Origin of the sequence: Caloranaerobacter longqiensis, assembly GCF_050286925.1 — a bacterium.
Lineage (GTDB): Bacteria > Bacillota > Clostridia > Tissierellales > Thermohalobacteraceae > Caloranaerobacter.
Genome location: NZ_JBFWFX010000002.1, coordinates 247,829 through 262,767 on the forward strand (window position 1 = coordinate 247,829; position 14,939 = coordinate 262,767).

15 protein-coding genes and 2 other annotated features are annotated in these 14,939 nt (G+C 29.8%); all 15 genes read left to right on the forward strand.

The genetic code is table 11. The features are described 5' to 3' along the window. Nucleotides 1–145 precede the first annotated feature (145 nt). The 15 genes from pepV (at nt 146) to AB4Y15_RS03220 (ending at nt 14,926) form a co-directional block, all read left to right on the forward strand. Entirely contained in the window at nt 146–1,546 is a 1,401-nt protein-coding gene (pepV, locus tag AB4Y15_RS03150; protein WP_427338408.1) for a dipeptidase PepV, read from the forward strand. An 83-nt stretch (nt 1,547–1,629) separates the two neighbouring features. After that, nucleotides 1,630–1,896 (forward strand): hypothetical protein, encoded by a 267-nt coding sequence (locus tag AB4Y15_RS03155; RefSeq protein WP_427338409.1) that lies wholly within the window; start codon nt 1,630–1,632, stop codon nt 1,894–1,896. Continuing rightward, nucleotides 1,880–2,131, forward strand: coding sequence for an ankyrin repeat domain-containing protein (locus AB4Y15_RS03160; protein ID WP_427338410.1), 252 nt, complete (start codon nt 1,880–1,882; stop codon nt 2,129–2,131). Before AB4Y15_RS03155 ends, AB4Y15_RS03160 begins: the two co-directional genes overlap by 17 nt. Before the next feature lie 560 nt (nt 2,132–2,691). Further along, nucleotides 2,692–2,823 (forward strand) — a sequence feature (ribosomal protein L20 leader region). 28 nt (nt 2,824–2,851) lie between these two features. Next, complete coding sequence (gene infC, locus AB4Y15_RS03165) at nt 2,852–3,358, forward strand: translation initiation factor IF-3 (RefSeq protein WP_427338456.1); 507 nt, start codon at nt 2,852–2,854, stop codon at nt 3,356–3,358. Between the two features lie 22 nt (nt 3,359–3,380). Continuing rightward, nucleotides 3,381–3,575, forward strand: coding sequence for a 50S ribosomal protein L35 (rpmI, locus tag AB4Y15_RS03170; protein WP_427338411.1), 195 nt, complete (start codon nt 3,381–3,383; stop codon nt 3,573–3,575). Between the two features lie 32 nt (nt 3,576–3,607). Then, nucleotides 3,608–3,964 (forward strand): 50S ribosomal protein L20, encoded by a 357-nt coding sequence (rplT, locus tag AB4Y15_RS03175; protein ID WP_427338412.1) that lies wholly within the window; start codon nt 3,608–3,610, stop codon nt 3,962–3,964. 125 nt (nt 3,965–4,089) lie between these two features. Next, nucleotides 4,090–5,448: a TrkH family potassium uptake protein gene (locus AB4Y15_RS03180; RefSeq protein WP_427338413.1), complete on the forward strand. Its 1,359-nt coding sequence runs from the start codon at nt 4,090–4,092 to the stop codon at nt 5,446–5,448. A gap of 13 nt (nt 5,449–5,461) precedes the next feature. Continuing rightward, on the forward strand, nt 5,462–6,112 hold the full coding sequence (locus AB4Y15_RS03185) for a potassium channel family protein (protein WP_427338414.1): 651 nt from the start codon (nt 5,462–5,464) through the stop codon (nt 6,110–6,112). Nucleotides 6,113–6,125: 13 nt separating this feature from the next. Further along, entirely contained in the window at nt 6,126–6,932 is an 807-nt protein-coding gene (rlmB, locus tag AB4Y15_RS03190; RefSeq protein ID WP_427338416.1) for a 23S rRNA (guanosine(2251)-2'-O)-methyltransferase RlmB, read from the forward strand. 124 nt (nt 6,933–7,056) lie between these two features. After that, nucleotides 7,057–7,271 (forward strand) — a binding site (T-box leader). 2 nt (nt 7,272–7,273) lie between these two features. After that, nucleotides 7,274–7,501 (forward strand): hypothetical protein, encoded by a 228-nt coding sequence (locus tag AB4Y15_RS03195; RefSeq protein ID WP_427338417.1) that lies wholly within the window; start codon nt 7,274–7,276, stop codon nt 7,499–7,501. Nucleotides 7,502–7,517: 16 nt separating this feature from the next. Next, a complete protein-coding gene (gene pheS, locus AB4Y15_RS03200; RefSeq protein ID WP_427338418.1) occupies nt 7,518–8,540 on the forward strand; it encodes a phenylalanine--tRNA ligase subunit alpha in 1,023 nt (340 codons plus the stop codon). A gap of 58 nt (nt 8,541–8,598) precedes the next feature. After that, a complete protein-coding gene (gene pheT / locus AB4Y15_RS03205) occupies nt 8,599–10,992 on the forward strand; it encodes a phenylalanine--tRNA ligase subunit beta (protein ID WP_427338419.1) in 2,394 nt (797 codons plus the stop codon). Nucleotides 10,993–11,157: 165 nt separating this feature from the next. Continuing rightward, nucleotides 11,158–11,700, forward strand: coding sequence for a cell division protein ZapA (locus AB4Y15_RS03210; protein WP_427338420.1), 543 nt, complete (start codon nt 11,158–11,160; stop codon nt 11,698–11,700). Nucleotides 11,701–11,767: 67 nt separating this feature from the next. Continuing rightward, nucleotides 11,768–12,394 carry a DUF421 domain-containing protein gene (locus AB4Y15_RS03215; RefSeq protein ID WP_427338421.1) on the forward strand — a complete coding sequence of 209 codons (627 nt, stop codon included), beginning with the start codon at nt 11,768–11,770 and terminating at the stop codon, nt 12,392–12,394. Nucleotides 12,395–12,445: 51 nt separating this feature from the next. Beyond that, nucleotides 12,446–14,926, forward strand: a complete 2,481-nt coding sequence (locus AB4Y15_RS03220) for a U32 family peptidase (RefSeq protein WP_427338422.1) — start codon at nt 12,446–12,448, stop codon at nt 14,924–14,926. The last annotated feature ends 13 nt before the right edge of the window (nt 14,927–14,939 follow it).

Genomic DNA, 14,939 nt, shown 5'->3' on the forward strand with positions numbered 1-14,939 from the left:
TTTTTTAAAACCAAAGTTTTTATTTTTAACAAACGGAAAATATTGTCAACATCTTATGGTTTATCAAAATTTTATTACCAATTTAAATACTTAAATTCATGTATAGTTGGAAATTCTATTAAAAATAGAAAGAGGAGGTTTTGTTATGGATTTTGAAAAAATAATAGACAGCTACAAAGATGATATTATTAAATCGACTCAAGAGTTGATAAGAATTAAGAGCGTTGAAGGTGAGCCAAAACCAGGTATGCCATTTGGTGAAGGACCAAATGAAGCTCTTGAATATGCATTGAAATTAGCTGAAAGTATGGGCTTTGAAACTTTAAATGTTGATGGATATGCAGGGCACGCTGATTTAGGAGAAGGAGAAGAAGTTGTAGGAGTATTGGTGCATTTGGATGTCGTTCCAGAAGGTGATGGTTGGACTTATCCACCATATGCTGCTGAAATACATGACGGGAAAATATACGGTAGAGGTGCTATTGATGATAAGGGTCCTACAATAGCTTCTTTATATGCCATGAAGGCTATAAAAGAGTCTGGAGTTAAACTTAATAAAAAAATAAGAATAATATTTGGAACTAATGAAGAATCTGGATGGGGCGGTATAAATTATTATCTTAAAAAAGTAAAAGCTCCAGATTTAGCTTTTACGCCAGATGCAGATTTTCCAGTTATACATGGTGAAATGGGTATATTAATTTTTAATATTGAGAAAAAGTTTGAAAAGAAATGTAATTGTGCAGTTAAGATAAATTATATTAAAGGCGGTAATAGACCTAACATGGTTCCAGACTATTGTGAGGCAATGCTTGAAGTGGCTGATGAAAAGAGAGGGTTTGTTAAAGAAAAATTTGATAAATTTATCAAAAGAACAGGATACAAACTTTCATTAGATGATAGAGGAAAGCAGGTAATAATTAAGTCTTATGGTATATCTGCACATGGTAGTACTCCACAGGCAGGTAAAAACGCTATTTCTCAATTGATTGCGTTTTTAGGAGAAGTAGTTGAATGTGATTGTGATGCAAGTGAATTTGTTAAATTATACAATAGAAAGATAGGTATGGAGTATAATGGGCAATCTATAGGCTGTGGATTTGAAGATAGTGTATCTGGTAAATTAGTATTTAATGTTGGTGTTATTAATATGAATGAGGATGAGGTTAAAGTTTCAGTAAATATAAGATATCCGATAGAATATAAGAGTGAAGATGTTTATAAAGGAATGGAGGAAGAATTGAAAGGTACAGGAGTAAAAATAGTACATATAGAACATTTACCACCTATATATGTTCCAAGTGAAGATACACTTGTTCAAAAATTAATGAGTGTGTATAGGGAAGTTACTGGTGATTACGATAGTAAACCTATTACAATAGGTGGAGGAACTTATGCAAGAGCTATGAAAAATGCTGTGGCATTTGGCCCATTATTCCCTGGTCAAGAAGAATTAGCTCATCAGAAAGATGAATATATAGCTATAGATGATTTGATTAAGATAACAAAATTATATGCAAAAGCTTTATATGAACTTGCCAGATAACTTTGCTAATTTATTGGCTAACAGTTATTATTTTGGCTGTTAGCCTTTTTATTTAGGTAATATATGGGAGGTGTTGTATTAACATGTCATCAGCAGCTATTATTGCTATAAAGAAGAAGTATAGAGAAAAAGTGAATCGAAAGGCTTGTGAAATAGTTGCAGAAGTATTAGTTGAAATATTAGATGAAATAAATGTAAATGATGAGAAGATAATAACAGCTATTAAAAAAGAAAAAGATATAAATATTTTGAAAGCTTATTTAAAAGCTGTAGCAAAACGGGATATAGAAGAGCTTAGGAGTCTTATTATTAGAGCTAATGAAAGCTACATGAATGAAAAAAATAGTTAATATTAAACTAATTTGTTTAAAGGTAAAAATTGTAGAAAAATGTCGGGGAAAATTTATATTAAATGAAGATGGCTTTACACCTTTATATATAGCAGTAAGTTGGGGATATGTAGATATAGTGGATTATTTAATTAGTAAGAATGTAAATATTGATCCTAAAACTAATAGTCTCAGACACCTCTTTTGTTTTAGTCTAAAATCCAATCTTTCAAGCATTTGCTTTTATAATCCATAGGAAATTATAATAAAATCCTATATTTTAAAGATTTAATGTTGATTTTATTTGAAACTTCGTCTGGCATGTTTACATGCTAGAGTCGTTATAAACAGCATTAATTTGTGGATAATTTTAAATATAATTTCCGTAATGGATATAGGCAAAATATACCTTAATTTATTTAAATCGAAGATTTTGTTCTTTTATAGATATTTAAAAAGATAAATTCGTTGAACACTAATGAGTTATGATTGTTATTTCAAATGAGTTATGATAAAATGATACAAAGTGAAGGGAATTAGAATGGATGAGAAAACTTTTCAATTGTTAGAGAATTTGATGTTTTTTCTCAATTGTCAGAACAAAATGATAGAATTGAAAGAAAACTTGAAGTTATTGAAACTACTATAAAAGATAAGAGTATAGTCGTATCGAAAGATTACTACATACAGTTACTTAGGAAAGTGGAATAGAGAGTTTAAATGTTCTCTATGAGTTTGTTGACAAAGCAAATTATTTATGAAAATAGTAATAAGTTATTGACAAAATGGATATTTTAGAATATAATGTACTGGAGTAAAATAAAGTAGAAGCTATCCGCTTCTCACCCTATGGCTCGGCTTATAGGGTTAATTATGGCAAAGTTGTACTTTACCTATGTATTTTAGGCGGATAGTATACTCTTTTACTATCCGCTTTTATATATTATAAGGAAAAAATACCAGGAGGTGTCCTAATATTAAAGAACTTCAAATTAATGAACAAATTAGGGATAAGGAAGTAAGATTAATAGACGTGGATGGTAGCCAGCTTGGAGTAATGCCAGTAAAAAAAGCACAACAAATAGCAAGAGAAAGAAAACTTGACTTGGTTAAAGTTGCTCCTAATGCAAATCCACCAGTATGCCGTATAATGGATTATGGCAAATACAAGTACGAGCAGGCTAAAAAAGCTAAAGAAGCGAAGAAAAATCAAAAGGTGATTAATGTTAAGGAAATTAGATTAACACCTAATATCGAAGAACATGATTTGAACGTAAAAGCTAGAAAGGCTATTAAATTCTTAGAAAATGGTGATAGAGTTAAAGTAACAGTAAGATTCAGAGGTAGAGAATTAGGCTATACTGATAAAGGTGAAGAAGTATTGATGAAGTTTGCAGAATTAACAAAAGAAGTTGGTAATATAGATAAAAAACCTAAACTTGAAGGAAGAAATATGATTATGATTTTAAGTCCTATAAATTAATTAACTGAGGGGAGGAATTCAGATGCCAAAAATGAAAACTCATAGAGGAGCTGCTAAAAGATTTAAGAAAACAGGCAAAGGACAACTTAAAAGATATAAGGCTTATAAGAGTCATATATTAACTAAAAAGACTGCAAAGAGAAAGAGAAATCTTAGAAAATCTTCATTAGTTAGTGCAGCTGACTATAAGAGGGTTAGTAAGTTACTACCATATTAAAATAATGATATACGTAAAGGAGGTAGCATAGAATGGCAAGGGTAAAAAAAGCGTTAAATGCTAGAAAAAAGCATAAAAAGATATTAAAACTTGCAAAAGGTTATTATGGAGCAAAAAGTAAGCAGTTCAGACCAGCAAATGAAGCCGTAATGAGAGCACTTAGATTTGCTTATATAGGTAGAAAATTAAGAAAGAGAGATTTTAGAAAGCTTTGGATAAGCAGAATAAATGCTGCTGCTAGACTAAATGGAATGTCATACAGCAGATTTATAAATGGACTTAAAAAAGCTAATATAGAAATAAATAGAAAAATGTTATCAGAAATGGCTATACATGATCCAGAAGGATTTAAAAAACTTGTTGAAGTTGCAAAAAGTAGTTTAAATTAATATAAAAATAAAAGTTCCGGTTACGGGACTTTTATTTTTTCAAACATAACTTTTAATAATAGGTATAAAATGGTATAATAAAAATAATTTAAGTTGTAACAGTATACAATAATATTTACTAGGGGATGATTACAATAGAGCTAAGACGTCGATTAAATCAACTTAAACTCAATCCTGCTCAAGTTTTAGTTTTAGGATTTGCAGGATTGATATTAATCGGTGCAACGTTACTTAATCTGCCAATTGCATCTCAAGATGGTAAGAGTATCGGATTTGTAAATGCTCTATTCACATCAGCTTCAGCTGTTTGTGTTACAGGGTTGGTAGTTGTGAATACTGCTACTCATTGGACAATATTTGGTAAAGTAGTTATATTAATATTATTGCAAATTGGTGGTTTAGGTTTTATGACTTTAGCTACTTTAGTAGCTTTGCTATTAGGTAGAAGGATAACTCTTAAGGAAAGACTTATAATACAAGAAGAGTTAAATCAGTTTACGCTTTCAGGTCTTGTAAAATTGACTAGATATGTAATAATATCGACAATAATGATTGAAGGTTTAGGGGCACTACTGTTATCAATAAGATTTATTCCAATATATGGTTTTGTTAAAGGGGTAAGTTTTTCTATATTCCATTCGATATCAGCATTTTGTAATGCGGGTTTTGATTTAACTGGAGAAAGTATGGTACCTTTTGTAGATGATGTCATTGTAAATCTAACTATTATCTTTTTAGTAATAGTTGGTGGTTTGGGCTATACAGTATATATAGATATTTCACATAATAAGAAGTTTAAGAAGTTTTCATTACATACTAAGTTAGTTTTAATTATTTCGGCTTTATTGTTATTATTTAGTTTTCTAGTTATTTTTATAGTTGAATATAATAATCCTGCTACATTAGGTAAGTTAAGTTTTAAAGGTAAGATATTGGCTTCAGCTTTTCAGGCTATGACACCTAGAACTGCTGGATTTAATAGTATTGATACAGGAGCAGTTACAAATACTACAGCTTTTCTAACATTAATACTTATGTTTATAGGAGGTTCTCCAGGTTCTACTGCTGGAGGAATTAAGACAACTACAGTTGGTGCTATAGTATTAGCGATAATTTCTGTAATAAGAGGTACTAATGATGTTGAGGTTTATAGAAAGAGAATACCACATAATTTAGTTTATAGAGCATTAGCTGTTGTGGGTATAGGTTTAGCTTTAATTATTTTTGTAACTATGATATTATCATTAACAGAGAAAGAAGCATCATTTTTAGATATACTCTTTGAAACGACATCTGCTTTTGGAACAGTAGGTTTAAGTAGAGGACTTACACCGAATTTATCTGTATTAGGCAGACTAATTATTACTCTTACAATGTTTGCAGGTAGAGTAGGGCCACTTACAATGGCATTTGCGTTTGCAAAGAAACAGAGAGAATATAAGGGAACTTATAGATATCCAGAAGAGAGGATTTTAGTAGGTTAGGAAGGTGAAAATTATGAGACAGTTTGTTGTTATAGGTTGTGGTAGATTTGGAGCTAGTGTGGCTAAAACTCTTTACAGCCTAGGATATGATGTACTTGCAATCGATAAAAATGAAGAGAGAATTCAAGAAATATCTGATTCTGTAACTCATGCAGTCCAAGCCGATGCAATAGATGAAAATGCACTAAGAACATTAGGTTTAAGAAACTTTGATGTTGCAATTGTAAGTATTGGTTCAGATATACAAGCATCAATTATGGCAACGCTTATTGCAAAAGAACTGGGTATTAAAACAGTAATTGCAAAAGCTCAAGGTGAACTACATGGTAAAGTACTTTATAAAATAGGTGCTGATAGAGTTATTTTCCCAGAAAGGGATATGGGTGTGAGAGTTGCTCATAATCTAGTTTCATCTAATATACTTGATTATATAGAGTTAGCTCCAGATTACAGTATAGTAGAAATTGCTACTATGGAGGAATGGGCAGGAAAGACTTTAAGAGAGTTAAAATTACCAACAAGATATGGAATAAATGTTATGGCAATTAAGCGTGGTAAAGATATTAATATTTCTCCTTATGCAGATGATGTGATAAATGCAGATGATGTGTTGATAGTAATTGGAAATAATGAAGATTTAAGAAAACTAGAGAAGAAGAGCTAGTTGAGGTGTTTTCATGGAAGTTAATATAACAAGTTTGTCAAATCCGTTGATTAAAAGTATTAAGGCACTTCATAAGAAAAAAGATAGATGGAAACAGAGAAAATTTTTCGTTGAAGGTGTAAGATCAGTAGAAGAGGCTGTCAAATCTGATGTTAAAATTGATTCAATTTTATATACAGAATCGCTATTTGATACTTTTGGAGGGCAACAACTGTTTAACTTAATAAATAAAAGAGGATATAGATTGTTTAAAATAACAGAGAAGATATTAAAAACTATTTCTGATACAGAGAATCCTCAAGGCATTATAGCTGTAATAGAATTTAATTTAGTGAATTTAGATGATATTTTTATTAAAGAAGGAAACTTTATTATAATTTTAGATAAAATACAAGATCCAGGCAATTTAGGTACAATAATCAGAACAGCAGATGCTTTTGGGGCAAATGGCATTGTGTTGACAAGTGGGTGTGTTGATGTATTCAATCCTAAAACTATTAGGTCTACAATGGGCTCATTATTTCATTTGCCTATATCATATGAAGATAGCATAAAAAAAGCCATAACAAAATTAAAAGAAATTGGCATAAAAATAATAGCTACTTCATTAGATGCAAAGCATTTTTGTTATGATATAGATTTAAGACAAGATTTTGCTTTGATTATAGGGAACGAAGGTTCGGGGGTTTCGAAGGAAGCTATCGAATTGTCAGATTATAAAATTAAAATACCGATAGAGAAAAGAACAGAATCTTTAAATGCTGCCATAGCATCTGGAGTTATAATGTATGAAACTTATAGACAAAGAAAAGCTCTATAGACTTGAAATTTGTCATCTTGTTATATACATTAATGGCATGTTATAATAAGATAAAAGTTTAGGTATTAGGTATTGGGTACTGGATTAAATTTGTCGATAAACTCAGTATTAAAATATAATATAGTCAATGGTAATGATGGAGAGAGTAGGTATCTGATGCCTTAAGAGAGGAAATGCCTTTGGTTGAGAGCATTTCTAGGTGAGAGGATACTGAAGTTCACTCCTGAACTGCTAAGTTGAAATAGTAGTAGACTTATGCCGGCTATGCCGTTATATAAATGAGAGGCTTGTTATTAACAAGCAATAAGGGTGGTACCGCGGAGAACCTTCGTCCCTTTGGGATGGGGGTTTATTTTTTTACAAAGTATAAAGGGGAGTTGGAATTAGTTATGTTAGTACATTTAGTAAGTACTTTTATGTTTTTTATAGCATATTTTACTATAACTTATTTAACAAATAGGTTTAGAAAAAATAGAAGAACTAAAAGAGAAATATTAATAAATTCATTAGTAATTAGTGGATTATATTTCTTAGCTATAGCATTAATTAAGATTATTTCAAGTAAATAATGAAAGGAGAGAAAATATGAAGGAAAGACTTAATGCAATCAAAGAGAATGCTTTAAATGAAATAAAAAAGGTTACAGATTTAGAAAAACTAGAAGAATTGAGAATAAAATTTTTAGGGAAAAAAGGAGAAATAACACAAGTTCTTAGAGGAATGAAAGATTTAAGTAAAGAAGAAAGACCTATTATTGGAAAGATAGCTAATGAAGTTAGGGAAATGATAGAAGAAGAAATTGAAAAACTAAAGCTAGATTTAAAAGAAAAAATGCAAAAAGAAAAACTAGTTGCTGAAAAAATTGATATATCAATGCCAGGTAGAGAAAAAATAATAGGCCACAGACATCCTCTAATAAGTGTTATGGAAGAATTGGAAAATGTTTTTATGAATATGGGGTTTAGCGTTGTTGAAGGACCTGAAGTTGAAACAGTATATAACAACTTTGATGCACTAAATTCACCAGAAAATCATCCATCAAGAGACCCTTCAGATACATTTTACATTACAGATGATATACTTTTAAGGACTCATACTTCCCCTGTGCAAATTAGAGTTATGAAACAAGTAAAACCACCGCTAAGGATAGTATCAGCAGGTAGAACTTTTAGATTTGATGATGTTGATGACACACATTCACCAATGTTTCACCAATTTGAAGGTCTTGTAATAGATAAGAATATAACTATGGCAAATTTAAAAGATACAATATATAAGTTTGTAAGGGAAATATTTGGTGAAGATATGAAAGTAAGGTTTAGACCTCATTACTTCCCATTTACAGAACCAAGTGCAGAAGTAGATGTTTCATGTTTTAAATGTAAAGGTAAAGGATGTCCAGCTTGTAATGGCACTGGATGGAGTATGGAGATATTAGGTTGCGGTATGGTTCATCCAAAAGTACTAAAAAATTGTGGTATTGACCCTGAAGTATATAGTGGTTTTGCATTTGGTTTAGGTGTCGATAGGATTGCTATGGTTAAGTATGGAATAAACAATATTAGATTATTGTTTGAAAATGATATGAGATTTTTGGAACAGTTCTAGTATGTATTTAATGAAACTGTGCTACTTAAATATAAGATAGTTTAAGGGAGGAAAGATTATGTTAGTACCAGTTAAATGGCTGAAAGAATATGTTGATATTGATATTGACTCAAAAGAATTAGCTGATAAGTTGACTATGTCTGGTTCACACGTAGATTCTATTGAAAGTGTTGATAAAGGCGTTGAAAAAGTTGTAGTTGGAAAGATTTTAAATATAGAAAAACATCCAAATGCAGATAAATTAGTTATTACTACAATAGACGTGGGAGAAGAGAAGTTACAGATAGTAACTGGTGCAACTAATATCAAAGTAGGCGACTATGTACCGGTTGCATTGATAGGAGCTAAACTTCCCAATGGATTAAAGATAAAAAAATCAAAGCTTAGAGGAATTGAGTCTTATGGTATGTTATGTTCTGCTGAAGAGCTTGGAATTGATGAAGACTTAATACCAAAAGAATTAAAAGATGGTATATACATTTTACCTGAACAATATCCTTTAGGTTCAGATATAAAAGAAGTATTAGAATTATATGGTGAAATAATTGAGTTTGAAATAACACCTAACCGTCCAGATTGTTTAAGTATTGTGGGAATGGCTAGAGAAACTGCAGCTACTTTGGGAAAAGAATTAAAATATCCAGAAATAAAAATAAACAAAGAAGTAGATGATATAGCTGACTATGTAAATGGTATTGAAGTGCATGATAAGGATTTATGTAAAAGATATTATGCTAGAGTTGTAAAAGATATAAAGCTAGAAAGTTCACCTGCCTGGATTCAAAGAAGACTTATAGAAGCAGGTGTTAGACCGATAAATAATATTGTGGATATAACAAACTATGTTATGCTTGAATTAGGTCAGCCTATTCATGCATTTGACCTTGATAAAATAAATGGAAGAAAAGTTATAGTAAGAAGGGCGAAAGAAGGAGAGAAGATAGTAACTCTGGATGGAGTAGAAAGAGAATTAAAAGACTCAATGCTCATAATAGCTGATGAGGATAAACCTATTGCAATTGCAGGTGTGATGGGTGGAGAAAATAGTGAAGTTTCAGAAGAAACAACAACAATTCTTATAGAATCAGCTAACTTTGACGGACGAAGTGTAAGATTGACTTCAAAAGGCGTTGGACTCAGAACAGAAGCTTCAGCTAGATTTGAGAAGGATTTAGATCCTAACTTGGCTTGTAAGGCTTGCGATAGAGTTTGCCAATTAATTGAGGAGATAGGTGCTGGTACAGTTGTAAAAGGTAGTATTGATATATATGAAGATAAGGTTCATGAAAGAGAAATTACATTAAGGCCAGAAAAGGTAAATAATCTACTTGGGATAGAGATAAAAGTAGATGATATGCTAAAAATATTGAACAGTTTAGAGCTTAAAGCTAAATTTGAAAATGAAAAAATTCATGTAACTATCCCAACATTCAGAAGGGATATTGAACTTGAAGCAGATTTAATCGAAGAAATAGGCAGAATTTATGGATTTGACAAGATACAGTCAAAACCTTTAATTGGTACATTGACTAGAGGAGATAAATCTAAGATTAGGAAAATTGAAGATATAACAAAGGATATATTAAAAGGACTTGGTTTAAATGAAATAACGACATATTCGTTTATAAGTCCAAAGGCCTATGATAAGATAAATTTACCTGAATATAGCATGAAGAGAAATTGCGTTCGTATTATGAATCCATTAGGTGAAGACTATAGTGTTATGAGAACTACTTTAATTCCTAATATGATAGAAGTATTAACTAGAAACTATAATTATGGCGTAGATAGAGCTTGGGCCTATGAAATAGGAAACATTTTTATACCTAAAAAATTACCTGTTGAAGAACTGCCATATGAAATAAGAACTCTTTGTATAGGAATGTATGGTTCAGTCGATTTCTTTGATATTAAAGGTGTAGTTGATACAATGCTTAAAAAATTAGGTATAACTGGTTGTGAATATATTAGAGAAGAAAACTATGCTACATTCCATCCAGGTAGAACTGCAAATATAATTAAAGGAAATAATGTTCTTGGTGTGATAGGAGAGATTCATCCAGAAGTATTAGAAAACTATGGCATTAAAGAAAGATTGTATATAGCGGAATTAGATTTCGAAATAATAGCGTTTTTAACTAATCTGGAGAAAAAATATAAGCCACTTCCTAAATATCCTGCTATAAATCGTGATATAGCGTTAGTAGTTGATAAAGATATTATGGTTAGAGAGATAGAGAAAGTAATTTGGGAAAATGGTGGCGATATAGTTGAAAATGTAAAATTGTTTGATGTATATATGGGTAAACAGATACCACAGGGTAAAAAGAGTGTAGCATATTCTATAACATACAGGTCTTATGAAAAAACTTTAACTGACGAAGAGGTAACAAAGGTTCATGAAAGAATAGTAAAAGCATTAGAAGTGCAATTGGATGCTTCTTTAAGATAATTTAAAGCCAGCAATAAAGTTTTATACTTTATTGCTGGCTTAATTTTATAGAAAAAGTTAATATTTTATGTGATAATATAATAGAACTTGATAAAGTTATAGCAGGAAATATTATATTTAATAAAGAAATATAATATTAGTTATGGCTTAGAGGAGAGGATATTGATGGGTGAAAAAAAGAAAGTTACGATTAGAATTAGAGGCCAAGAATATACAGTAATAGGAGAAGAGTCTGAAGAATATATTAAGGAATTGGGAAATTATGTAGACAATAAAATTAAAGATATATTAGAAAAAAACAGTAAACTCAGTCAAACTATGGCTGCAACTCTTGCAGCGTTCACTATTGCTGATGAGTTGTATAAAACCAGGAATTTAGTAGACAATTTAAATAAAATTATAAATGAAAAAGATAATGAGATAGAAGAAAAGCTTAATATTATAAAGATGAAAGAAACAGAGATTGAAGATATGAAGACTCGTTATGAAGAATTAAGTAATAAATTAAATGATGCAAATAACAACTTAAGTGACTATCAGAAAAAAATAAAAAAATATGAACATGCTTTGGATTTGAAGGAAAAAGAATTACAAAATACACAAAGAATTATTACTGAGCTTCAAAATAAGCTTTATGAAAAACAAATAGAGCTAGTTCAAACTAAAAAAGAATTAGAAGAATTTATTAGAACGTTTGATACAAAATAAATTTTTGCATAAAAAGTATTTATCTCCACAAAATATAATTTGAATTAGGATTTGTGGAGGTATTTTCATGCATAATAGTATTTCTGGGTACTTTATATATATACTGAGGACTATTTTAGGATATTTTTTAGCACTTATAATGGTTCGTTTTATGGGGAAGCGTTCTATTGGAGAATTGAGTGCTTTTGATATAGTACTTATAACAGGTGTTGGTCATATAATGAGTTCTGTAGCATTAGATAAAGAGTTGCCACTTATGGAAGGAGTACTTATTTTATTTACAATTGCAGTATTAGAGATAGTTTTATCTTTTATATCAATCAAAAACAGGAAAATCTCAAATATTATAAATGGTAAGCCTACTTATCTTATTAAAGATGGGAAATTATTAAAGGAAAATATGAAAAAAGAAAAATTTAATATTTACGACTTAAGACAGGAGTTAAGAAAAAAAGGAATTGCTGATGAAAGTGATGTAGAAAAAGCTATAATAGAGGCTTGCGGGAAATTTAGTGTTATAAAGAAGTATGCAGAAGAGCCATTAAGGAGAAAAGATTTAGGGATATTTAAAGATGGAGACAGCCCTCAATATCTTGAACAAAAGTTTGCGGAATTAAAGAGTGAATTAAATAGATTGAACATGTCTTTAGATAACATTATAATAGAGATTAATAAGCTTAAAAACAAAGAGTAGTAAGCTACTCTTTATTTATTTGTACTTAACTTTAAAAGACATTATCAGGAGATGGTACATGTGAAAGAAAAAGTAGAACTATTAGCTCCAGTTGGAAGTATTGAGTCACTTTATGCAGCAGTTGAAAATGGAGCAGATGCAGTTTATTTAGGTGGGAAGATGTTTAATGCTAGGCAGTATGCATCGAATTTTGACAGAGAAGAATTAAAAAAAGCTGTTGAATATGCACATATAAAAGATGTTAAAGTATATGTTACTGTCAATATCTTATTAAGTGATTCTGAGTTTAAAGAGGCATTGGAGTATATATCCTTTTTATATAACATAGATGTAGACGCTATAATAATACAAGATTTAGGATTAGCTAGTTTAGTAAGAAAATTACTACCTGATTTTGAGATTCATGGAAGTACTCAGATGACTATTATTAATCAATACGGAGCAAAATTTTTGGAGGAGTTTGGTTTTACTAGAGTAGTTTTAGGTAGGGAGTTATCTTTAGAGGAAATTAGGTACATTAAAGATAAAACTAATATAGAATTAGAAGGATTTATTCATGGAGCATTGTGTATTTCTTATTCTGGACAGTGCTTAATGAGCAGTATAATAGGTGGTCGTAGTGGTAACAGAGGTAGATGTGCACAACCGTGTAGAATGCCTTATACATTAGTTAATTCAGAAACAGGGCAAATAGTATCTTCAGAATTAGATAAAAGATTTTTATTAAGTACTAGAGATTTAAATACTATAGAAGATTTAAATAAGATAGTAAAAGCAGGTATTATATCATTGAAAATAGAAGGAAGGATGAAAAGGCCAGAATATGTTGCAGTTATAGTAAGCAAATATAGGAAGGCATTAGATAATTTATATAACGGAATTGATAAAGTAATCTCTAAAGAAGATAAGAAAGAATTATTGCAAATTTTCAATAGAAAGTTTACAAAAGGATATATTCTGGGCGATTTTGGTAAAGATTTAGTAGCGATAGATAGACCTGACAATAGAGGAGTATATATTGGGAAAGTTATTGATGTAGATAAAAAGTATATATACATTTTATTAGAAGATAGTTTGAATGTAGGAGATGGAATAGAAATAACTGATAATAAGGGTAATAAGAATGGGATTATAGTAAATTCTATCTTTTTAAAAGGAAAACGAGTAGAATCTTGTAGAAAAGGAGAAGTAGCCAAGATAAAGAAAATTGGTAATATAAAGAAAAATAGTAAGGTATATAAGACTTCTGATGTACTTTTATTAGAAAAGGCAAGAAAATCATTTACTGAAAGAGATAAATTAAAGAAGATAGACATTTATATGGAAGTTGAGATAAAAATAGGGCATCCTATTAAGATGCTTTTATGGGATGATAGAGGTAATTATGTTACAATTGAAAGTGAAGAAAAGGTGCAAGAAGGAACAAATATACATCTTACAGAAGAAAAAGTAATAAAACAATTAAGTAAATTAGGTGGAACTCATTATGTTCTTAAAGATATAAACATAAAATTAGAAAATAATTCTATGATTCCCGTTAGTGTATTGAATAAGTTAAGAAGAGAAGCTATAGAAGAATTAAATGAAAAAAGAGCTATAATAAACGAAAGGATTGAGATAAATGAAAAAGATATTTTAAATAAAATGCAAGATATTATAGGAAAAAGTAAACCTTACGTTAAAACAAATAATAAGTTAATAAGTGTTAGTATACAGTCATTTAAGCAGTTTGAAAAAATTGATTTAAATAAGTTAGACAGAGTATATATTAGTTATTGGGAAGGAATTAATGAAAGTATTGAAGAAATAAAAAAACATGGTAAAGAGGTTTATTTGCAGACTGAAAGAATTTTGGCAAGTTCAGATTTTGAAACTTTAAATTGCCAAATTGAAAGTATTGGTATCGAAAATATTGATGGAATAAGTGTTTCTAACTTAGGAACTCTGAAATATATTAAAGAGAATTTTGATACTAATATACATTGTGATATAGGTATTAATGCATTTAATAGCTTTACTCTCAAGTTTCTTGAAGAATATGGTGTAAAAAGTGTTACTTTATCACCGGAGCTAAAATTAAATCAGATAAAAAATATTTGTCTAAATACTAATTTAATCTGCGAAACTATAGGGTATGGTTATTTGCCCGTGATGATAAGCAAATATTGTCCATTTTCTATTATTAAAGGGTGTTTATCAGATAAAGAATGTGATAGATGTAAGTTTAGATATGGTTATGGATTAAAAGACAGGTTAGGTAAAGTTTTTAGGATTATTAGAAAAAGTGGAGCTACTACAATATATAACAGTCAACCACTGGTAGTTATTGAGAATTTAAAAGAAATTTATGATAGTAAAGTAGATATGGTTAGATTAGATTTTACATTTGAAGATGATATAAAAGAAATACAGACAATGTATTATGAGTTTGCTAACAATAATATAAATGAAAAGAATGTTATAGAGTTTATTAATAAAATTAAAAAGAGTAGAGGTTTAACTAAAGGACACTACTATAGAGGAGTTCTTTAGAATAAATCAAAAT